General features: G+C 71.1%; 22 protein-coding genes. All 22 read left to right on the top strand.

All coding sequences use genetic code 11. From position 1 onward, the window contains the following. Positions 1-2: 2 nt before the first annotated feature. The 22 genes from MKK68_RS17855 to MKK68_RS17755 all read left to right on the top strand — a co-directional run bounded on the left by MKK68_RS17855 (position 3) and on the right by MKK68_RS17755 (position 19,191). Positions 3-749 (top strand): CpaD family pilus assembly protein, encoded by a 747-nt coding sequence (locus MKK68_RS17855; protein WP_405042795.1) that lies wholly within the window; start codon positions 3-5, stop codon positions 747-749. Between the two features lie 105 nt (positions 750-854). Continuing rightward, entirely contained in the window at positions 855-2,099 is a 1,245-nt protein-coding gene (locus MKK68_RS17850; RefSeq protein WP_244032029.1) for a CpaE family protein, read from the top strand. A 126-nt stretch (positions 2,100-2,225) separates the two neighbouring features. After that, positions 2,226-3,668, top strand: a complete 1,443-nt coding sequence (locus tag MKK68_RS17845) for a CpaF family protein (RefSeq protein ID WP_147726600.1) — start codon at positions 2,226-2,228, stop codon at positions 3,666-3,668. After that, positions 3,665-4,642, top strand: a complete 978-nt coding sequence (locus MKK68_RS17840; protein WP_243934821.1) for a type II secretion system F family protein — start codon at positions 3,665-3,667, stop codon at positions 4,640-4,642. The genes MKK68_RS17845 and MKK68_RS17840 overlap by 4 nt, the downstream gene beginning before the upstream one ends. A 109-nt stretch (positions 4,643-4,751) precedes the next feature. Beyond that, a complete protein-coding gene (locus tag MKK68_RS17835) occupies positions 4,752-5,714 on the top strand; it encodes a type II secretion system F family protein (RefSeq protein ID WP_147842125.1) in 963 nt (320 codons plus the stop codon). 271 nt (positions 5,715-5,985) lie between these two features. Further along, positions 5,986-6,312, top strand: coding sequence for a 50S ribosomal protein L21 (gene rplU / locus MKK68_RS17830; RefSeq protein ID WP_147726603.1), 327 nt, complete (start codon positions 5,986-5,988; stop codon positions 6,310-6,312). A 62-nt stretch (positions 6,313-6,374) separates the two neighbouring features. Beyond that, on the top strand, positions 6,375-6,641 hold the full coding sequence (gene rpmA / locus MKK68_RS17825) for a 50S ribosomal protein L27 (RefSeq protein WP_147726605.1): 267 nt from the start codon (positions 6,375-6,377) through the stop codon (positions 6,639-6,641). Positions 6,642-6,839: 198 nt separating this feature from the next. Further along, positions 6,840-7,439: a GNAT family N-acetyltransferase gene (locus MKK68_RS17820; RefSeq protein ID WP_244032026.1), complete on the top strand. Its 600-nt coding sequence runs from the start codon at positions 6,840-6,842 to the stop codon at positions 7,437-7,439. Positions 7,440-7,461: 22 nt separating this feature from the next. After that, a complete protein-coding gene (locus tag MKK68_RS29545) occupies positions 7,462-7,593 on the top strand; it encodes a hypothetical protein (RefSeq protein WP_279605403.1) in 132 nt (43 codons plus the stop codon). Positions 7,594-7,646: 53 nt separating this feature from the next. Continuing rightward, the gene (obgE, locus tag MKK68_RS17815; RefSeq protein WP_243934928.1) at positions 7,647-8,675 is read left to right on the top strand and encodes a GTPase ObgE; all 1,029 of its coding nucleotides are present in this window, start codon (positions 7,647-7,649) and stop codon (positions 8,673-8,675) included. A 60-nt stretch (positions 8,676-8,735) separates the two neighbouring features. Beyond that, positions 8,736-9,008: a type II toxin-antitoxin system VapB family antitoxin gene (locus tag MKK68_RS17810; protein WP_147842123.1), complete on the top strand. Its 273-nt coding sequence runs from the start codon at positions 8,736-8,738 to the stop codon at positions 9,006-9,008. Next, complete coding sequence (locus tag MKK68_RS17805; RefSeq protein ID WP_244032024.1) at positions 9,005-9,409, top strand: type II toxin-antitoxin system VapC family toxin; 405 nt, start codon at positions 9,005-9,007, stop codon at positions 9,407-9,409. The genes MKK68_RS17810 and MKK68_RS17805 overlap by 4 nt, the downstream gene beginning before the upstream one ends. Further along, positions 9,406-10,521, top strand: coding sequence for a glutamate 5-kinase (gene proB / locus MKK68_RS17800; protein ID WP_147726611.1), 1,116 nt, complete (start codon positions 9,406-9,408; stop codon positions 10,519-10,521). Before MKK68_RS17805 ends, proB begins: the two co-directional genes overlap by 4 nt. A 150-nt stretch (positions 10,522-10,671) precedes the next feature. Beyond that, positions 10,672-11,970 (top strand): glutamate-5-semialdehyde dehydrogenase, encoded by a 1,299-nt coding sequence (locus MKK68_RS17795; RefSeq protein ID WP_244032010.1) that lies wholly within the window; start codon positions 10,672-10,674, stop codon positions 11,968-11,970. A gap of 33 nt (positions 11,971-12,003) precedes the next feature. Beyond that, positions 12,004-12,621, top strand: a complete 618-nt coding sequence (locus MKK68_RS17790; protein WP_279603602.1) for a nicotinate-nucleotide adenylyltransferase — start codon at positions 12,004-12,006, stop codon at positions 12,619-12,621. A 158-nt stretch (positions 12,622-12,779) separates the two neighbouring features. Then, on the top strand, positions 12,780-13,100 hold the full coding sequence (gene rsfS / locus MKK68_RS17785; RefSeq protein WP_313898961.1) for a ribosome silencing factor: 321 nt from the start codon (positions 12,780-12,782) through the stop codon (positions 13,098-13,100). A gap of 11 nt (positions 13,101-13,111) precedes the next feature. Next, positions 13,112-13,609: a 23S rRNA (pseudouridine(1915)-N(3))-methyltransferase RlmH gene (gene rlmH, locus MKK68_RS17780; protein WP_147842120.1), complete on the top strand. Its 498-nt coding sequence runs from the start codon at positions 13,112-13,114 to the stop codon at positions 13,607-13,609. A gap of 67 nt (positions 13,610-13,676) precedes the next feature. Then, positions 13,677-15,023: a murein hydrolase activator EnvC family protein gene (locus MKK68_RS17775; protein ID WP_244032003.1), complete on the top strand. Its 1,347-nt coding sequence runs from the start codon at positions 13,677-13,679 to the stop codon at positions 15,021-15,023. Then, positions 15,023-16,345 carry a S41 family peptidase gene (locus MKK68_RS17770; protein ID WP_147729525.1) on the top strand — a complete coding sequence of 441 codons (1,323 nt, stop codon included), beginning with the start codon at positions 15,023-15,025 and terminating at the stop codon, positions 16,343-16,345. Before MKK68_RS17775 ends, MKK68_RS17770 begins: the two co-directional genes overlap by 1 nt. 323 nt (positions 16,346-16,668) lie before the next feature. After that, positions 16,669-17,892: a divergent polysaccharide deacetylase family protein gene (locus MKK68_RS17765; RefSeq protein ID WP_279605402.1), complete on the top strand. Its 1,224-nt coding sequence runs from the start codon at positions 16,669-16,671 to the stop codon at positions 17,890-17,892. Between the two features lie 86 nt (positions 17,893-17,978). Continuing rightward, complete coding sequence (locus MKK68_RS17760; RefSeq protein WP_243937550.1) at positions 17,979-18,530, top strand: RNA pyrophosphohydrolase; 552 nt, start codon at positions 17,979-17,981, stop codon at positions 18,528-18,530. 28 nt (positions 18,531-18,558) lie between these two features. After that, positions 18,559-19,191, top strand: a complete 633-nt coding sequence (locus MKK68_RS17755; RefSeq protein WP_147728798.1) for a DUF2939 domain-containing protein — start codon at positions 18,559-18,561, stop codon at positions 19,189-19,191. The last annotated feature ends 148 nt before the right edge of the window (positions 19,192-19,339 follow it).

Here is a 19,339-nt window from a genome sequence, read left to right as displayed (position 1 = left end):
CGATGACGTTGCCCGGCCTGCCCTCCCCCGCCCGACGCACCCTGGCCCTCGCCATGCTCGCCGCCTCCGTCGGCGGCTCGCTCGGCGCCTGCCATTCCGACCGTGCCGTCACCGGCTCGATCGCGCCCGCCGACTATCGCGCCCGCCATCCGATCGTGCTCGCCGACGGCAGCCGCGTCCTCGACGTGTTCGTCACCGGGGTCGGCCACCTCGACCCGCGGCAGGCCGCCGACATCGACGCGTTCCTGCTGGAATATCGCCGCTACGGCCGCGGCAGCCTCGTGATTGACCTGCCGCGCGGGGTGGCCCCTTCCGTCGGCGCCGGCGTCGAGCGCACCGCCGCCGCCATCCGCCGGCTCGGCGCCGAGGGCGGCGTGCCGGCGCGCGAGATCGTGGTCTCCGGCTACCCGGTCGCCGATCCCGGCCTCGCCAGCCCGATCCGCCTCAGCTTCCACCGCATGGAGGCGCGCGTCGCCGACAAGTGCGGGCTGTGGCCCCAGGACCTCGGCGAGAGCAGCCCGATCGCGAACTTCCGCAATCAGCCGTCGTGGAACCTCGGCTGCTCCACCCAGGCGACGATCGCCGCCCAGGTCGCCGACCCGGTCGACCTGGTGCGCGGGCGTCCCGAGGGCCGCATCGACACGATCCGCCGGGTCAAGGACATCGGCCAGCTTCGCGAGGGCAAGGATCCGTCAACCGCCTGGCGCCAGGATGGCAAGACGAGCGTGAAGTCCTCGGTCAGCGAGTGAGCCGCCGCGCGGCGCCACGCCCCGGCTCCGCCGACCCAGAGACCCAAACGTTAAGACTTAAGACCTAGACCCCAGACTCAAGAACCCGAACCCGAAGGCCTCGTCATGGCGGACCACCCCGAGACATCTGAGCGGATGATCGCCCCGGTGCCCCGGATCACGATCCAGGCGTTCTGCGAGGTCGCAGAGACCGCTGCGATGATCGAGAGCGCCGGGACGGACCGGCGCATGCAGAAGGCCCACCTCAAGGTCCAGATGGGGGGCGGCGCGGCCGCGGTCGAAGCCTACCGCCACGCGCCGACCCCCAACGTCATCATCATCGAGACGCAGGGTCCGAAATCCCGGCCGATGGAATGCCTCGACGCCCTCGCCGAGGTCTGCGACGCCGGCACCCGGGTGCTCGTCATCGGGCACGTCAACGACGTGACGCTGTATCGCCAGTTCATCCAGCGCGGCGTCAGCGACTACCTGATGGCGCCGGTCGAGCCGCTGACGCTGATCGCCTCGCTCTCGGACCTGTTCGCCGCCCCCGGGGTCAAGCCGGTCGGGCGGACCATCGCGGTCTACGGCGTTAAGGGCGGCATCGGCGCCTCGACGGTCGCCCACAACCTCGCCTGGTCGATCGCCCGCGGCCAGGGCGCGCAGACGGTGATCGCCGACCTCGACATCGCCTTCGGCACCGCTTCGCTCAACTTCAACCAGGATCCGCCGCAGGGTGTCGCCGAGGCGGTGTTCGCGCCCGAGCGCCTCGATTCGGCGCTGGTCGAGCGCCTGCTCTCGAAATGCAGCGACCAGCTCAGCCTGCTCTCGGCGCCGGCGAGCCTCGACCGCACCATCGACCTGTCCGAGCCGGCCTTCGACGCGCTGATCGACCACCTGCGTGCGGCCGTGCCCTGCATCGTCCTCGACGTGCCGCACCAGTGGTGCGCCTGGTCGAAGCGGGTGCTGACCGGGGCCGACGAGATCCTGATCGTCGCCGGCCCCGATCTCGCCAGCCTGCGCAACGCCAAGAACCTGCTCGGCGCGCTGCAGCAGGGCCGGCCCAACGATGCGTGGCCCCGGGTGATCCTGAACGGCGTCGGGGTGCCCAAGCGTCCCGAGATCGGCGCGGCGGATTTCACCAAGGCGCTGGAATCGCCGCTTGTCGCCAGCATCCCGTTCGACCCGGCGCTATTCGGCACCGCCGCCAACAACGGCCAGATGATCGCGGAGGTGCAGGCCGGCTCGAAGGCCGCCGAGATCTTCGCCGACCTCGCCGCGGCGATGCTGGGACGGCCGGAGGCGAAGCGCGCCCGCCCCAACCTGCTCGAGCCGCTCCTCGCGAAGCTCGCGCGCCGGAAGGCGTCCTGATGCCGATGCTCTCGCGGGCCGCCGTGCCCTCCCCGGCGGGCGATGCGGCCCACGCGCGCCTCGCAGCCAGATGCGCGCGGACGCCTGCGCGCCCGTCCTTTCCGACGCGATCCGAGGATTCGTCCCATGTTCGGTAGGAGGCAGGGTACCGCCGCGGCGCCGGCTGCAGCACCGCCGCCGGCCGCCCTGCGCGCGACCGCGCCGGTGCTGGTGCAGGAGAACGTGGCCGGCAAACGCATGGATGCGTCGCCCGCCGTGGTGGCGCAGGACAACCCGCGCTCGGAGGATTACTACCGCACCAAGAGCATGATCTTCGGCGCGCTGATCGAGGCGATCGACCTCGCGCAGCTCTCGCGCCTCGAGCCCGATGCGGCGCGCGAGGAAATCCGCGACATCGTCTCGGAGATCATCGGCCTCAAGAACATCGTGCTGTCGATCGCCGAGCAGGAGGAGCTGCTCGACGACATCTGCAACGACGTGCTCGGCTACGGCCCGCTGGAGCCGCTGCTCGCCCGCGACGACATCGCCGACATCATGATCAACGGCGCCAACCGCGCCTTCATCGAGGTGAACGGCAAGATCCAGCTCACCAACGTGCGCTTCCGCGACAACCAGCAGCTGATGAACATCTGCCAGCGCATCGTCAGCCAGGTCGGGCGCCGGGTCGACGACGCCTCGCCGATCTGCGACGCGCGCCTTCCGGACGGCTCCCGCGTCAACGTCATCGCGCCGCCGCTGGCCATCGACGGCCCGGCCCTGACCATCCGAAAGTTCAAGAAGGACAAGCTCACCCTCGACCAGCTCGTACGCTTCGGCGCGATCTCGCCGGAGGGGGCGGAGATCCTGAAGATCATCGGCCGGTCGCGCTGCAACATCGTCATCTCCGGCGGCACCGGCTCGGGCAAGACCACCCTGCTGAACTGCCTCACCGCCTTCATCGAGCACGACGAGCGCGTCATCACCTGCGAGGACGCGGCGGAGCTGCAGCTTCAGCAGCCGCACGTGGTGCGCCTGGAGACGCGCCCGCCCAACATGGAGGGCCAGGGCCAGGTCACCATGCGCGACCTCGTCAAGAACTGCCTGCGCATGCGGCCGGAGCGGATCATCGTCGGCGAGGTGCGCGGGCCGGAGGCGTTCGACCTGCTGCAGGCGATGAACACCGGCCACGACGGCTCGATGGGAACGCTGCACGCCAACTCCCCGCGCGAGTGCCTGTCGCGCATCGAGTCGATGATCTCGATGGGCGGCTTCACCCTGCCCTCCAAGACGCTGCGCGAGATGATCTGCGGCTCGATCGACGTCGTGGTGCAGGCCACCCGCCTGCGCGACGGCTCGCGCCGCATCACCCACATCACCGAGGTGCTCGGGATGGAGGGCGACGTCATCACCACCCAGGACGTCTTCCTGTTCGACATCGTCGGCGAGGATGCCAACGGCAAGCTGATCGGGCGCCATCGCTCCACCGGCGTCGGCCGGCCGAAATTCTGGGAGCGGGCGCGCTACTACGGGCTGGAGCGGCAACTCGGCGAGGCGCTCGACGCCGCCGCCGAGGCGTCGGGCGCGCTGTGAACGCCGCCGCGAACGTCCCGCTCGCCGTCGGGCTGGTCTTCGTGACCACGCTCGCCCTCGGCTACGTCTTCCTGATGCCGCTGCTGATGGGCGAGCGGCGGGCGACGCAGCGCCTCAGGACGATCAGCGCCTCGGCCGCCGGCAACGCGATCCGCGGCGTCACCGTGAACCGGCGCGAGCAGGTCGCGAAGACGCTCGGCGAGATCGAGGCCAAGGCCAAGGGCGCCGCCAAGGTGACCCTCGAGCTCAAGATCGCGCGGGCCGGCCTGGCGTGGTCGGAGCGGACCTACTGGATGATCTCCGCCGGCCTCGCGGTGGTGGTCGGCTTGCTCGTGCTCATGATCACCGCGAGCCCGATCGCCGGGCTGGGGGGGACCTTCGTCGGCGGCCTCGGCGTGCCGATGTTGCTGCTGCGCCACCTGCGCAAGCGCCGCATCGCGAACTTCACGAAGGAGCTGCCCAACGCCGTCGACGTGGTGGTGCGCGGCATCCGAACCGGCATCCCCGTCAGCGACTGCTTCCGCATGGTCTCCCGCGAGGCCGAGGAGCCGGTGCGCTCGGAGTTCCGGGTCGTCATCGAGACCCAGGCGTTGGGCCTGTCGCTCGGCGAGGCGGTCTCGCGGCTCTACGAGCGGGTCCCGGTGCAGGAGGTGAACTTCTTCGCAATCGTGATCAACATCCAGCAGCAATCGGGCGGCAACCTCTCCGAGGCGCTCTCCAACCTGTCGCGGGTGCTGCGCGAGCGTCGGAAGATGGCCGGCAAGGTCCAGGCGATGAGCATGGAGGCCAAGTCCTCGGCCGGCATCATCGCCGCGCTTCCGTTCTTCGTCGCGGGCATCACCTATTTCACCAGCCCGGATTACATCTCGATCCTCTGGACCACCAATTTCGGCAAGCTCGCGCTGCTGGGCTCGGCGATCTGGATGAGCATCGGCATCCTCACCATCAAGAAGATGATCGCGTTCGACATCTGAGGCCGCCTGCGGCCCGCGCCGTCCGGCAGCCCGGATCGCGCCGCGCCGGGCTCGATCACATCCGGTCGTCACCCGAAGCCCGACGGCCCTTTCGCGGAAGCCCATCGCCATGATCGACCTCATCGCCGATAAGGTCTTCGACCCGCGCACCATGGGCATCGCGTTGACCGCGGTCGCCGTGGCGGCGACGGCCTTCGCCGTGGCGCAGCCGTTCCTCGAGAGCGACAACCTCGGCAAGCGGATGAAGCTCGTCAGCGACGAGCGCGAGATCATCCGGCGGCGGGAACGCGAGCGCCTCAACACCAAGGCGACGCTGCGGATCGAGCCCAAGGCCTACATGAAGCAGGTCGTCGAGCGGTTCGACCTGCGCCGCTGGCTCGGCACCGACACGGCCAAGCGCAAGCTCCTGATGGCCGGCTATCGCGGCCAGCAATCCGAGACCACGTTCCTGTTCTTCCGCCTGGTCATGCCGATCTCGGCGACGCTGGGCTCGCTGTTCTACCTGTTCGTGCTGGAGGCCCTGGACCAGCCCTACCTGATGCGCCTTGGCATCGTCATCGCCTGCGCCTACGGAGGCATCAAGGCGCCGGAACTCTACCTCGTCAACAAGTCGAACAAGCGCAAGGCCGAGATCAAGCTCGCCTGGCCCGATGCCCTCGACCTGACGCTGATCTGCGTCGAATCGGGCATGGCGATCGAGCACGCCTTCCGGAAGGTGAGCACCGAGATCGCCGCCACCTCGGTGGTGCTGGCGGAGGAACTCGCCCTGATGACCGCCGAGATGTCGTTCCTGCCCGATCGCCGGCAGGCCTACGAGAACCTCGCGATGCGCGTCGGCCTCGAGCCGGTGAAGGCCGTCGTCACGGCGCTGATCCAGGCCGAGCGCTATGGCACCCCGATCGGCCAGGCGCTGCGCGTGCTCGCGCAGGAGAGCCGCGACCAGCGCATGAACGAGGCCGAGAAGAAGGCGGCCTCGCTGCCGCCGAAGCTGACCGTGCCGATGATCCTGTTCTTCCTGCCGGTGCTGTTCGTGGTGATCATCAGCCCGGCGATCATCCAGGCGATGCGCTGACGCCCGAGGGGCGCCGCTCCCGCCCGGCGTCGCCACCTCGGCTCGGAAGGGCTCGCGGCGCGCTCTTCGAGGGCGATGCGGGCAAGCATTCGCCCCCGCAAATCCTTGACAGATCGCGTGCCGATCCCCTATCCACCGGGCACAACGCGCGGCTTCCTCGCAGAAGGCCGTGCGTTTCGCGTTGCGGCGGCCCTTCGGGCGGATCGCGACGAATGCATAAGAAGTCGGTCCAGGGCGCGTCCCGGAGGCCGTTCGAACCACGAGAGAGACGATGTTCGCAGTCATCAAGACGGGCGGCAAGCAGTATCGCGTTGCCGAGAACGACACCATCACCATCGCCAGCCTCGAAGGCGACGAAGGCTCCGCCGTGACCTTCGGCGAGGTCCTGCTGTTCACCGACGGCGACGCGACCCAGGTCGGCGCGCCGCTCCTGTCGGGCTTCAGCGTCACCGGCGAGATCGTCTCCCACGGTCGCGACAAGAAGGTCATCGCCTTCAAGAAGCGCCGCCGGCAGAACTCGCGGCGCAAGCGCGGCCACCGCCAGCACCACACGGTCGTGCGCATCACCGGCCTCTCGGCCGGTTCGAAGAGCGCGTAAGGGCGACCCCGCCCCCACGCGATCCGCACGTTCCGATCCCACGTCATTCGAAAGACTGAACCATGGCACACAAAAAAGCAGGCGGCTCGTCCCGCAACGGCCGCGACTCGGCCGGCCAGCGCCTCGGCGTGAAGAAGTTCGGCTCGGAAGCCGTGATTCCGGGCAACATCATCGTGCGCCAGCGCGGCACCAAGTGGCACCCCGGCACCAATGTCGGCATGGGCAAGGATCACACCCTGTTCGCGCTGACCGAGGGTCGCGTGGAGTTCCAGACCAAGCGCGGCCGCGCCTTCGTGGCGGTGGTGCCGCTCGCGCAAGCGGCAGAGTAGACGGCGGGCGCCTCGAACAGGCGAAGCAGGCCCCGCCGGTGTCCCACACCGAACCGGCGGATCTGTTTCTCGCATCCTGGCCACGAGGCCGGGGGGTCGAACGGAAGACGCGGGGGAGGATGGGGCGCCATCCTCCCTTTCGTCGTCTCAGCGCAACGGTCCTCCGCTACGGAGGATCGCGGCGGAGGAGCCCGAACGATGTTCCCCGATCTGACCCGCGACGACGTCTTCCGGATCGAGACCCGCAGCCTGTGGCTGCGCTGGCCGCGCGCCAAGGACGTGGACGCGATCGTGCGGCTCGCGGGCGACCGGTCGGTGGCCGAGATGACCGCGCGGATCCGCCACCCGATCGACCGGATGGAGACCGAGACCTTCGTGCTGGAGGCGCGGCGCTGCAACGCCGCCGGCGAGGGCCTGGCGATGGCGGTCTCGCTCCGGTCCGACCCGGACGGCCTCGTCGGGTTCGTCGGCATCCGCGCCGACGCGGCGACGGCGGGGGCCCGCCTCGGCTACTGGCTCGGCCGGCCCTTCTGGGGCCGCGGCCTCGCCACCGAGGCCGCCGAGGCGATGGTGCACGCCTACTTCGCCTATGCCGGCGGCTCGGTGCTGTCGGCGGATGCGCGGGCGGAGAACCCGGCGTCGCGCCGGGTGCTGGAGAAGGTCGGCTTCGTCCGCACGGGAACGGCGACGGATTATGTCCCCGTCCGCGGCTGCGACCTGACATCCGATCGCTTCCGGCTCGACCGCGCCGCGTGGTCGGCCCGGTTCGGGGTCTCCGGCTGCGACCGGGCAGCCTGACGAAGCGATCGGCCCGGCGCCCTTGACGTCGCTGGACGGATCGAGCGGAATCGATCCCTCGCCGTCTCGGCCCAAGGCCGAAGCGACGGGGTTCGCGGCGGAGCTGCGCAGCGTGCGCGACGCCGATGGACGGGGCCGCATCGCCGCGGCGTGAACGAGACGGGGCGGGCCGGTGGCCCGCGCCCCGACATGAAGACGAGCGACACCGTGAAATTCCTCGACGAAGCCAAGGTCTATGTCCGTTCCGGCGACGGGGGCGCGGGATGCGTCGCGTTCCGGCGCGAGAAGTTCATCGAGTTCGGCGGCCCCAACGGCGGCGACGGCGGGCGCGGCGGCGACGTCTGGGTCGAGTGCGTCGAGGGCCTGAACACGCTGATCGACTATCGCTACCAGCAGCACTTCAAGGCGCGGAAGGGCGAGCACGGCATGGGCTCGAACCGCCACGGCGCCAACGGCGCCGACGTGGTGCTGAAGGTGCCGGCCGGAACCCAGATCCTGGCGGTCGACGGCGAGCACCTGATCGCCGACATGACCCAGGTCGGCCAGCGGGTCCGGCTCGCCAAGGGCGGCAACGGCGGCTTCGGCAACGCCTACTTCACCACCTCGACCAACCGCGCCCCGAAGCATGCCAATCCGGGTCTGGAAGGCACCGAGCAGTGGATCTGGCTGCGCCTCAAGCTCATCGCGGATGCCGGCCTCGTCGGGCTACCGAACGCCGGCAAGTCGACCTTCCTGGCGACCGTGACCTCGGCCAAGCCGAAGATCGCCGACTATCCCTTCACCACCCTGCATCCGGGGCTCGGCGTCGTGCGCTCGGATGCCCGCGAGTTCGTGCTCGCCGACATCCCCGGGCTGATCGAGGGCGCACACGAGGGCGTCGGCCTCGGCGACCGGTTCCTGGCCCATGTCGAGCGCTGCCGGGTGCTGCTGCACCTCGTCGACGCCACCTGCGAGCATGCCGGCAAGGCCTACAAGATGGTCCGGCACGAGCTGGAGGCCTACGGCGAGGACCTCGCCGGCAAGCCCGAGATCGTGGCGCTCTCCAAGGCCGACGCGATCGACGCCGACACCCTGAAGGAGCAGGTCGCCCGCCTGAAGCGCGCCGCCAAGCGCAAGCCGCTCGTCCTGTCCTCGGCCTCGGGCCAGGGCGTGCCGGAGGCGCTGCGTGCGCTCCAGGGCGAAATGGATGCCGCCGCCGAGGCCGATCGGGTGCCCGAGGCGGCCTGGCAGCCGTGATGACGGGGGTGATCGGGTCGGTTAGCATCGCCCGAGGTTGTTGAACCTGTGGAGGTTTCGATGACGGAAGCGCTGATCGTCATGAACGACGAAGCCTTCGCTCTTGCCCATGAACTCGCGGAGCGCGCCGGCACCACGGTCGACGAGGCGGTGGTCACGGCGTTGCGAGAGCTCGACCGCCGCGTCGCGACGGTCAACGATGACCTGACACCGACGCAACGTGCCGAACGGGACGTGATCCGAGCGCTGGTCCGCGAGGCGCGGGCACATCGCATCGCGAACGTCCCCACCGATCATGACTATCTCTACGACGAGTACGGCCTGCCGGTATGATCGCGCTCGACACCTCGGCGATCGTCGCGATTGCGATGGAAGAGCCTGAAGGCGAGCGTTTCGACACGCTGGTCGCCAAGAATCGGGCGATCATCGGAACCCCGACGTTGCTCGAGGCGAGGATCGTGCTGGGCTCGCTGATGCCGGGTTTTGCCGAGGATTTTTTGGAGGTCCTGATCCTGCGGACCACGGTGCAGCCGGTCGCCTTCACGCTCCAGATGTACCGCATGGCATCCGATGCCTTCCAACGCTTCGGGAAGGGACAAGGGCATCCGGCGCGGTTGAACTTCGGCGACTGCCAATCCTACGCCGTCTCCAAAGCCCACGATGCGCCCCTCCTGTTCAAGGGCGACGACTTCGTCCACACCGACCTCGTCCCAGCTTACGTCCCGGCGTCATGACCCCCTCCCTCGATCAATTCCGCCGCGTCGTCATCAAGGTCGGCTCGGCCCTGCTGGTGGACCGCGCCCGCGGCCGGCTGCGGCACGCTTGGCTCGCGGCGCTCGCCGAGGACATCGCCGACCTGCATGCCCGCGGGGTCGACGTGCTGGTGGTGTCCTCGGGCAGCATCGCGCTCGGGCGCACCGTGCTCGGCTTCGCGCCGGGGGCCCTGCGGCTGGAGGAGAGCCAGGGCGCGGCCTCGGTTGGGCAGATCGCGCTGGCGCGGCACTGGGCCGAGGCGCTGGGCCACCACGGCATCGTCGCCGGGCAGATCCTGGTGACGCCGCAGGACACCGAGGAGCGCCGCCGCTACCTCAACGCGCGAGCGACCGTGCTCAAGCTCCTGGAGATGCGCGCGGTTCCGGTGGTCAACGAGAACGACACGGTGGCGACCTCCGAGATCCGCTACGGCGACAACGACCGGCTCGCCGCCCGCGTCGCCACGATGATCGGCGCCGACGTGCTGGTGCTGTTCTCCGACATCGACGGCCTCTACACCGCCCCCCCGAATGCCGATCCGGACGCGCGCCACCTGGCCGTGGTCGAGCGGATCACGCCCGAGATCGAGGCGATGGCCGGCGGTCCCGCCTCGGAGCTGTCGCGGGGCGGCATGCGGACCAAGGTCGAGGCCGCCAAGATCGCGGTGTCGGGCGGGACCCACATGATCATCGCCGACGGCCGCGAGAAGAATCCGCTCCGCAGCGTCGTCGCGGGCGGCCGATGCACTTGGTTCCTGTCCGGTTCCACGCCCACCGCAGCGCGGAAAACCTGGATCGCCGGGTCGCTCGAGCCGCGCGGCACCCTGGTGATCGACGACGGCGCGGCGCGCGCGCTCGACGGTGGGGCGAGCCTGCTGCCGGTCGGCGTCTGCGGCGTCGAGGGCAGCTTCGGCCGGGGCGACGCCGTGCTGATCCGCGACCGCGCCGGGCGGGTGCTGGGCCGCGGCCTCGTCGGCTACGACAGCACGGAGGCGGCGCTGATCCAGGGGCGCCCGAGCACGCAGATCGCCGACCTCCTCACCTATCCGGGACGCGCCTGGATGGTGCATCGCGACGACTTGGCGATGTTCTAGAACCGGTCGCGCCGCGTCCATGACTGGATACGAGCGCCTTCGAAACGTTCCGATCTTTGCCGCGGCGCTTGTTTCGTGCTGCCCGAGGATGCAGATAAGTCGCAGCTTCGTAGGCGGCTCGGGGAAGGCCGCCGACCTGGGATGATGCCCGTGCCAGTCCTGAACATGCGATCCGGCTTCGCGTCGGCCGACGACCTCGCCGAGCAGATGAACGGCATTGGCCGGCGCGCCCGCGCCGCCGGCCGCAAGCTGGCGCTGGCCTCGGCCGAGACCAAGGACGTGGCGTTGCGGGCCATCGCCGAGCGCCTGCGCGCCGACCGCGCCGCCATCCTGCGCGAAAACGCCCGCGACGTCGCCGCCGCGAAGGCCGCCGGGCAGAGCCAGGCGCTGATCGACCGGCTGACCCTCGACGAGGGCCGCCTCGCGGCGATCGCCGACGCGGTCGAGAAGATCGGCGCGCTGGCCGACCCCGTCGGGCGCCAGGTCGCGGCCTTCGAGCGCCCGAACGGCCTGCTGATCGAGCGCATCGCCGTGCCGCTCGGCGTCGTCGGCGTGATCTTCGAGAGCCGCCCGAACGTCACCGCCGATGCCGGCGCGCTCTGCCTCAAGGCCGGCAACGCGGCGATCCTGCGGGCCGGCTCGGACAGCCACCGCAGCGCCATGGCCATCGCCGAGGCGATGCGGGCCGGGCTCGAGGCCACCGGCCTGCCCGCGGACGCGATCCAGATCGTGCCGACGAAGGACCGCGCCGCGGTCGGCGCGATGCTCGCCGGCCTCGACGGCTGCATTGACGTGATCGTGCCCCGCGGCGGGCGCGGCCTGGTCGAGCGCGTCCACGCCGAGGCGCGGGTCCCGGTCTTCGCCCACCTCGACGGCATCTGCCACGTCTACGTCGCGGCCGCCGCCGACCTCGGCATGGCCCGGACCATCCTGCTCAACAGCAAGATGCGGCGCACCGGCATCTGCGGCGCCACCGAGACGCTGCTGGTCGACCGCGCCTGCGCCGGCACCCATCTCGCCCCCCTCGTCGCCGCCCTGCTCGACGCCGGCTGCGCGGTGCGCGGCGACGCCGACGTGCAGGCGGTGGACGGTTGCGTCACGGCGGCGACCGAGGCCGACTGGCGCACCGAGTACCTCGACGCGATCATCTCGGTCCGCGTCGTCGACGGGCTCGAGGCGGCGATCGAGCACATCGAGACCTACGGCTCGCACCACACCGACGCGATCGTCACCGAGGACGGCGACGAGGCCGTCCGCTTCCTCGCCGAGGTCGATTCCGCGATCGTGGTGCACAACGCCTCGACCCAGTTCGCCGATGGCGGCGAGTTCGGCTTCGGCGCCGAGATCGGCATCGCCACCGGCCGCATGCATGCCCGCGGCCCGGTCGGCGTGGAGCAGCTCACCACCTTCAAGTACCGGGTCCACGGCAGCGGCCAGACGCGCCCGTGAGCGGCGCGGTCTCGCCTGCCGTGATCCGCGCCGTTGCGTGAGGGCGCGCTGCCGCCCGCGTCGCCGGGGATGCGGATCGGCCTGTACGGCGGCTCGTTCAACCCGGCGCATGCCGGCCACCTGCATGTCGGCACCATGGCGCTGCGCCGCCTGCGCCTCGACCGGGTGTGGTGGCTGGTCACGCCCGGAAACCCGCTGAAGCGCGGGCGGCCGATCGCGCCGCTCTCCGAGCGCTGCGCGCAGGCCGCCGCGGTGGCGAAGGGCGATCCGCGGATCGCGGTGACCGGGTTCGAGGCGGCGATCGGCGCCCGCTTCACCCGCGACACCCTGCGCTGGCTGGTGCGGCGGCGGCCGGGCATCCGCTTCGTCTGGATCATGGGGGCCGATTCGCTGGCGAGCTTCCATCGCTGGAAGGGCTCGGCCGAGATCATGGGCCTGATGCCGGTCGCGGTGATCGACCGCCCCGGCCACACCCTCAGCGCGCCGGGCGCGCGGGCCGCCCGACGGTTCTCCGCCGCCCGCATCCCGGAATCGGACGCCTCCGCCCTGCCGGGCATGGCGCCCCCGGCCTGGGTGTTCCTGCACGGCCCGCGCTCGCATCTCTCCTCGACGCAGATCCGCGATGCGCGGAGCGGCACCGGGGAACCTTGAATTACCGCCCGGAACCGGCCAAAGTCGTCGGTTCAACGCAGGCGCGCGTCGCCACTGCCGATATCCGAGGAATCAGGACGCTGTCCGAGTCGCTCCACACGGGAACCCAGGGTTCCGAGACCGCCGCCCTGGCCAGGGTCGAAGACCTGAGGACACTCGTGCTCGGGTGCCTCGACGAGATGAAGGCCGAGGAGACGATCGCCATCGATCTCGCCGGCAAGACCTCGATCGCCGACACGATGATCATCGCCTCCGGACGGTCGCAGCGTCACGTCGGCTCGATCGCCGACCACATCACGCAGGAGATGAAGGCCAAGTCCTTCGGCACCGCCCGCGTCGAGGGCATGCCGGCCTGCGACTGGGTGCTGATCGATGCCGGCGACATCCTCGTCCACATCTTCAGGCCCGAGGTGCGCGGCTTCTACAACCTCGAGAAGATGTGGGGCTCCGACCGCCCCTCGGGCGTCTCCGCCGACTGAACGCCGACCCGTTGCGCCTCCTCGTCGCCGCGATCGGGCGCCTCAAGAACGGGCCCGAGCGGGACCTGACCGCGCGCTACCGCGAGCGTGCGGCCCAGCTCGGTCGCGGCCTCGGCTTCCCCGCCTGCGACATCGCCGAGATGGTCGAGAGCCGTGCGCGGCGTGCCCCCGACCGCTGCGCCGAGGAGGCGTCCGGGCTGCTCGCCCAGGTGCCGGCCGGCGGCGTCCTCGTCGCCTACGACGAGCGCGGCCGCGCCGACCTGCCGAGCGAGCGCGTCGCCGAGCGCATCCGCGACTGGCGCGATGCCGGGCGCCCGGCCCTGGTGGTCGCCATCGGCGGGGCCGACGGGCTCGATGCCGCCGTCCGGGCCCGGGCCGACCTCACCCTGTCCTTCGGTGCCGCGACGCTGCCTCACGGCATCGTGCGCGTGCTGGCGCTCGAGCAGCTCTACCGCGCCCTCACGATCCTGGCGGGCCACCCGTATCATCGCGGCGATCCCGACGGGTGAATGCCTCGCGTGCGCCGCAATGCTGGATGAGACCTGCGCTGATGAACGGAGCCGGCAAACGCACGCCATGACGCTGGTCCTCACGAGGCTGGTCGCCACGGGCGCCCTCGCCGCGGCCCTCGCCGCCCTGCCCGCGGCCCGTCCGCGGGCCCAGGACGCGGCGGCGCCCGTCACCGAGGCCGAGCGCATCCAGCGCGCCATCGACGAGCGCGACCGCCGCGCGGACAACCTCAAGCGGGTGCAGGATGCGCTCGCCGCGAGCGTGGGCGCCAAGGCGCAGTTCGAGTCCGAGATCGCCAGCATCGGCGGCGACCGGGCCAAGCTCGACGCGGCGCTCCTCGATGCCGGCCGGCAGTCCCAGGCCACCGAGGACCGGATGAGCCGCCTGGAGGAGCGCCTCAAGACGCTGTCGGGCAGCGAGGCCGCCATCCGCCGCTCGCTCGAGGCCCGCCGCGGGGTGATCGCCGAGATCCTGGCGGCGCTCCAGCGCATGGGCCGGCGCCCGCCGCCGGCGGTGCTGGTCAACCCGGAAGACGTTCTGGCGGTGATCCGCACCTCGATGCTGCTCGGGGCGATCGTGCCCGAGATGCGCGGCGAGGTGGACACGCTGGCCGCCGACCTCGCCGAGCTCGTGCGCCTGCGCGGCCTGATCGCCGCCGACCGGCAGGGCATGCAGAACGACCTCGCCGGCTGGGCGCGCGAGCAGCAGCGCCTCGCGGCCCTCGTCGCCGCGCGGAGGACCCGGCAGGCGGAGGTCGAGACCGGGCTCGCCGCCGAGCGGACCCGTGCGGCCGACCTCGCCAAGGAGGCCCGGAGCTTGAAGGACCTCCTCGACCGCATCGAGGGCGAGGTCGCCACCGCCAAGCGCTCCGCCGACGAGGCCAAGGCGGCCGAGCAGCGCGAGGCGAAGGCGACGCAGGAGCGTTTCGCCGCAGCCGGCATCCGCGACCCCGCCAAGCTCGCCCCGAAGGTGAAGTTCGTCGACGCCCGGGGGGACGTGCCGCGCCCGGTCAGCGGCCGCCTGCTGCGCGGCTTCAACCAGCCCGACGGCAACGGCGGGATGACGCGCGGCATTTCGCTCGCCACCCGCGCGAAGGCCGTGGTGTCCTCTCCCGCCGACGGCTGGGTGCAGTTCGCCGGGCCGTTCCGGTCCTACGGACGACTCTTGATCATCAACGCCGGCGATGGCTACTATCTTCTGCTGGCCGGGATGGACCAGATCTCGGTCGAGGTCGGCCAATTCGTGCTCGCGGGCGAGCCGGTCGGTAACATGGGCGAGGGAAGTGCGGTCCAGCCGGTGATGAGCGGCGACGGCAGCGATCCGATCCTGTACGTGGAATTCAAGAAGGACGGCGGCTCCATCGATCCGGAGCCTTGGTGGGCGAAAAGCCCCAGCGAGAAGGTTCGCGGATAATGCGCAAGACGTCCCTCATCATGCTCGGCGCGTTCCTGGGAGCAGGCACGTCGATGGTCGCGACGCAGACCGACTTCCTGTCGGGTCCGCGCGCCGTGGCGGCCTCCGCCGAGACCTACCGCCAGCTCAGCCTGTTCGGCGACGTGTTCGAGAAGGTCCGCACCGATTACGTCGAGAAGCCGGACGAGGCGAAGATGATCGAGGCGGCCGTCAACGGCATGCTGACCTCGCTCGACCCGCATTCGAGCTACATGGACGCCAAGGCGTTCCGCGACATGCAGACCACGACCCGCGGCGAGTTCGGCGGGCTCGGCATCGAGGTCACGATGGAGGACGGCCTGATCAAGGTCGTGACCCCGATCGACGACACCCCGGCCTCGAAGGCGGGGCTGCTCTCGAACGACATCATCACCCAGATCGACGACGACCAGGTCCAGGGCCTGACCCTGAACCAGGCGGTCGACAAGATGCGCGGCCCGGTGAACTCGCCGGTGAAGCTCAAGATCACCCGCAAGGAGGCCAAGGACCCGATCGAGGTCACGCTCAACCGCGACGTGATCAAGATCAAGCCCGTACGCTCGCGCGTCGAGGGGGCCGACATCGGCTACATCCGCCTGACGCAGTTCAACGAGCAGACCTACGACGGCCTCAAGGCTGCCGTGGACAAGCTCTCGACCGACATCGGGCAGGACAAGATCAAGGGCTACGTGATCGACCTGCGCAACAACCCGGGCGGCCTGCTCGACCAGGCGGTGATGGTCTCCGACGCGTTCCTCGACCGCGGCGAGATCGTCTCGACCCGCGGCCGCAACCCGGACGAGACCCAGCGCTTCTCGGCCAAGGCCGGCGACATCACCAAGGGCAAGCCGGTGGTGGTGCTCGTCAACGGCGGCGCGGCCTCGGCCTCCGAGATCGTCGCCGGCGCCCTGCAGGATCACAAGCGCGCGACCATCCTCGGCACGCGCTCCTTCGGCAAGGGCTCGGTGCAGTCGATCATTCCGCTCGGCGGCTCGGGCGCGCTGCGCCTCACCACGGCGCGCTACTACACGCCGTCCGGCCGCTCGATCCAGGCCAAGGGCATCGAGCCCGACGTCGAGGTGCTGCAGGAGGTCCCGGACGAGCTCAAGGGCAAGGACGAGACCAAGGGCGAGGCCGGCCTGAAGGGCCACCTCAAGCAGAAGGACGTCGAGGAGCGCGGCGGCTCGTCGGCCTACGTCCCGCCGGATCCCGCCAAGGACAAGCAGCTCACCGCCGCCGTCGACTTCCTCCACGGCATCCAGAAGGGCGCCGCGAACGCCCAGAAGCCGACGATGCCGAACTGATCCCGTCCGGGATCGACGACACGGCGAGAACCCCGTCCGGCGCGTGCCGGGCGGGGTTCTTCGCATGGCGCCCGTGCGCGCGTTGCGAGCCGTTTCGAGCGCGGCGGATCCCGGCTCGCGTGACGAGAGCGCGACCACACAACGAGAGCGAGCCTGTTCCGTGATCCGGTGATCACGGAACAGGCTCTAGGACCGAAGGCCGCTCTTACGAAAAATTAACCATGGCGGCCGGCAATGACGGCGGGGCTGCCTTGCCGCGACCGGCGATTCTCCGGCGGCCCCGCCAGTTCCGAGGGCCAGTGACCGACTCGTCCGACGATATCTTGACGCGTCCCCTCGGGGTCGACGTCCCCGCCCCCGGCCCGAAGGCCGCGCTGGCACGCCTGCGCGCGTGCCTCGCGACCCTCGGCCGGTCTCCGCGCGCCGTTGCGGCCGGTCTCGGCGGGCTCGGCCTGGCGGTGCTCGGCCTCGTGCTTCTGCTCGGCGACCCGAAGGCGGGCGAGCCGCGGGTCCAGGTCGCCATCGTCGTCCGCGAGACGATGGCCGCCGCCGGGCGTCCCCCGTCGCCGGAGGCCGCCGCCGCGAACGAGCCGGCGCCGGCATCGAAGCTCCAGAGCAGCGCCGTCGAGGTCGAGTCGGCCTCCGGCGTCACCGTGGTGCGGGCCGGCGGGTCGGCCGCGCCGGCCGAGGCGGTGGTGATCCGCGTGCCCCAGGCCGATGCGCCCAAGCTCGCGCCCGCCCCCGACCCGCGCCTGACCGAGCGTGGCCGCCACGGCGTCCTGCCCAAGCTCGGCGACGGCCGCATCCGCCCGCTCGACGTCTACGCACGCTTTGAGGAGCCCGGCAGCGGGCCGCGCATCGCGATCCTGCTCACCGGCCTCGGCGTCGGCCAGGCCGCCACCGCGAGCGCGATCGTCAAGCTGCCGCCCGCCGTCAGCCTCGCCTTCTCCCCCTACGGCGCCGATGCCGAGCGCAGCGCGGCGCGGGCCCGCGCCTTCGGCCACGAGATCCTGCTCCAGGCGCCGATGGAGCCGTTCGACTACCCCGACAGCGATCCCGGCCCGCAGGGCCTGCTCACCGCCGCCAAGGGATCCGAGAACGCCGACCGCCTCGCCTGGGTGATGAGCCGGTTCTCGGGCTATGTCGGCGTCACGAACTTCATGGGAGCCAAGTTCATGGCCGACGCGGTCGCGTTCGAGCCGGTCCTGCGCGACATCGCCACCCGCGGGCTTGGCTTCCTCGACGACGGCACCAACGCGCGCGGCGTGCCCGCGGACCTGCTCGGCAAGACCAAGGTGCCGGCGGCCCGCGCCGAGATCGTCCTCGACGCGGTGCCGCGCCCGGAGGCGATCGATCGCGAGCTCGCCCGGCTCGAAGCGCAGGCCCGCGCCAACGGCTTCGCCCTCGCTTCGGGCAGCGCCCAGCCGATGACGATCGAGCGGATCGCGCGCTGGAGCCGCGAGCTCGAGGGCCGCGGCATCCGCCTCGTGCCGGCGAGCGTGGCGCTCCGCGGCGCGAAGGCGGTGCGGGTGACGAAGGCGGACTGAGCCCGGCGGCTGCCGCGATCGGGCGCTGCCGATATCGTGTTTCCCGACGTTGCCGCGCCGGTTGGCCCTCCCTATGGTCGCGGCCGATGAAGAGCGACACCGAATCCCGCGATCCGGGCGAGAGCCTGCCCTATCGCCCCTGCGTCGGGGTCACCCTGATCAACCGCGCCGGGCTCGTCTTCGTCGGTCGCCGCAAGCCGGAGGCCGGCCCCGAGCACGTCGCGGGCGACCTCGCCTGGCAGATGCCGCAGGGCGGGATCGACGACGGCGAGGCGCCGCAGGCCGCAGCCCTGCGCGAGCTTCACGAGGAGACCAACGTCGGCGCGGCCTCGGTCCGGCTGCTCGCCGAGGCGCCGGATTGGCTGTCCTACGATTTGCCGCCCGATGTGCGAAAGCAGGCCTGGCGCGGCCGCTACCGCGGTCAGACGCAGCGCTGGTTCGCCTTCGGGTTCCTTGGGGACGACGACGCGATCGACGTCGAGCGTCCCGGCGGCGGTGCCCACAAGGCCGAGTTCGACGCGTGGCGCTGGGTGCCGTTCGCGGAGCTGCCGGGGCTGATCGTGCCGTTCAAGCGGCCGGTCTACGAGGGCGTCGTCGCGGCCTTCGCGCCGCTGCACGCGTGGTCGGTCGGCGCGTGAGCGCGGCGGCCGGGCGATAGGCTGGGCGATGCGCTGGTGGGTGTTTCCCCTCGTCGCGGTGCTCGGCTGGTTCGCCTTCACCCTGACGCCGCTCTGGACGCTCTACGACTTCGCACGGGCGGTGAGGGCGCACGACGTCGCGTTCGTCCAGCAGCATGCCAACTTTCGCACGCTGCGGCTGTCGCTGGTCCGGCAGACCACCGCCGCCCTGCGCTCGGCGTCGGACAACGATCCGACCCTCGATGCCAAGGATCGCCAGCGCCTCAACGAGGCGGCGGTCGGCGTGGCGCTGGCGCTCGCGGAATCGATGGTGACGCCCGAGACCGTGCTCGACCTGCTCGACGACGGCTGGCCGCAGAGCCTCGACATCCCGCGTCCCGACGGGGTGAAGCCGTCCGGGCTCAGGTTGGATCGCATTGGGCGGGTGTTTCCGTTCTGGATCGCCTCGGAGATGCGCGGCTTCCGCACCGCCGTGATCGCGATCCCGCCGGACGCGCCGCGGGCGCAGCAGCTGCGGGTGCGCCTGCGCCTGCGCGGCTGGACCTGGCGGCTCGTCGACATCGAGGTCGCCGAGGCCCTGCGCGACCAGATGGCCCAGCGCCTCGGCCGGACCCTGGCCCGGGCCCGCGCCGGCGAGCGGGCACCGGCAGCCCAACCCTGAGGGTGAGCGGCAGCGCGCGGCGGGTTTCAGGTCACGCGCGAGCGTCGTCCCGCAAACGATTGCAGGGGCGAGAATGTCCCGAGCCGGCATTCATGACAGGCGCGCCCGATCGATCGCGGTCCGCGATGGCCGGCACCGCGCTGGGGGC

Origin of the sequence: Methylobacterium sp. E-016 (assembly GCF_022829745.1) — a bacterium.
Lineage (GTDB): Bacteria > Pseudomonadota > Alphaproteobacteria > Rhizobiales > Beijerinckiaceae > Methylobacterium.
Note: the sequence above shows the minus strand (reverse complement) of the source record. Positions and strands in the feature narration are given on the sequence as shown.

Bases quoted from the DNA above. Each gene is read 5' to 3' on its own strand.
- MKK68_RS17775 (WP_244032003.1), top strand. From the start codon at position 13,677: ATGACGCTGGTCCTCACGAGGCTGGTCGCCACGGGCGCCCTCGCCGCG.
- MKK68_RS17805 (WP_244032024.1), top strand. From the start codon at position 9,005: ATGATCGCGCTCGACACCTCGGCGATCGTCGCGATTGCGATGGAAGAG.
- MKK68_RS17835 (WP_147842125.1), top strand. From the start codon at position 4,752: ATGATCGACCTCATCGCCGATAAGGTCTTCGACCCGCGCACCATGGGC.
- MKK68_RS17770 (WP_147729525.1), top strand. From the start codon at position 15,023: ATGCGCAAGACGTCCCTCATCATGCTCGGCGCGTTCCTGGGAGCAGGC.
- MKK68_RS17850 (WP_244032029.1), top strand. From the start codon at position 855: ATGGCGGACCACCCCGAGACATCTGAGCGGATGATCGCCCCGGTGCCC.
- MKK68_RS17755 (WP_147728798.1), top strand. From the start codon at position 18,559: ATGCGCTGGTGGGTGTTTCCCCTCGTCGCGGTGCTCGGCTGGTTCGCC.
- MKK68_RS17845 (WP_147726600.1), top strand. From the start codon at position 2,226: ATGTTCGGTAGGAGGCAGGGTACCGCCGCGGCGCCGGCTGCAGCACCG.
- proB (WP_147726611.1), top strand. From the start codon at position 9,406: ATGACCCCCTCCCTCGATCAATTCCGCCGCGTCGTCATCAAGGTCGGC.
- MKK68_RS17820 (WP_244032026.1), top strand. From the start codon at position 6,840: ATGTTCCCCGATCTGACCCGCGACGACGTCTTCCGGATCGAGACCCGC.
- MKK68_RS17760 (WP_243937550.1), top strand. From the start codon at position 17,979: ATGAAGAGCGACACCGAATCCCGCGATCCGGGCGAGAGCCTGCCCTAT.
- rplU (WP_147726603.1), top strand. From the start codon at position 5,986: ATGTTCGCAGTCATCAAGACGGGCGGCAAGCAGTATCGCGTTGCCGAG.
- MKK68_RS17810 (WP_147842123.1), top strand. From the start codon at position 8,736: ATGACGGAAGCGCTGATCGTCATGAACGACGAAGCCTTCGCTCTTGCC.
- MKK68_RS17855 (WP_405042795.1), top strand. From the start codon at position 3: ATGACGTTGCCCGGCCTGCCCTCCCCCGCCCGACGCACCCTGGCCCTC.
- rpmA (WP_147726605.1), top strand. From the start codon at position 6,375: ATGGCACACAAAAAAGCAGGCGGCTCGTCCCGCAACGGCCGCGACTCG.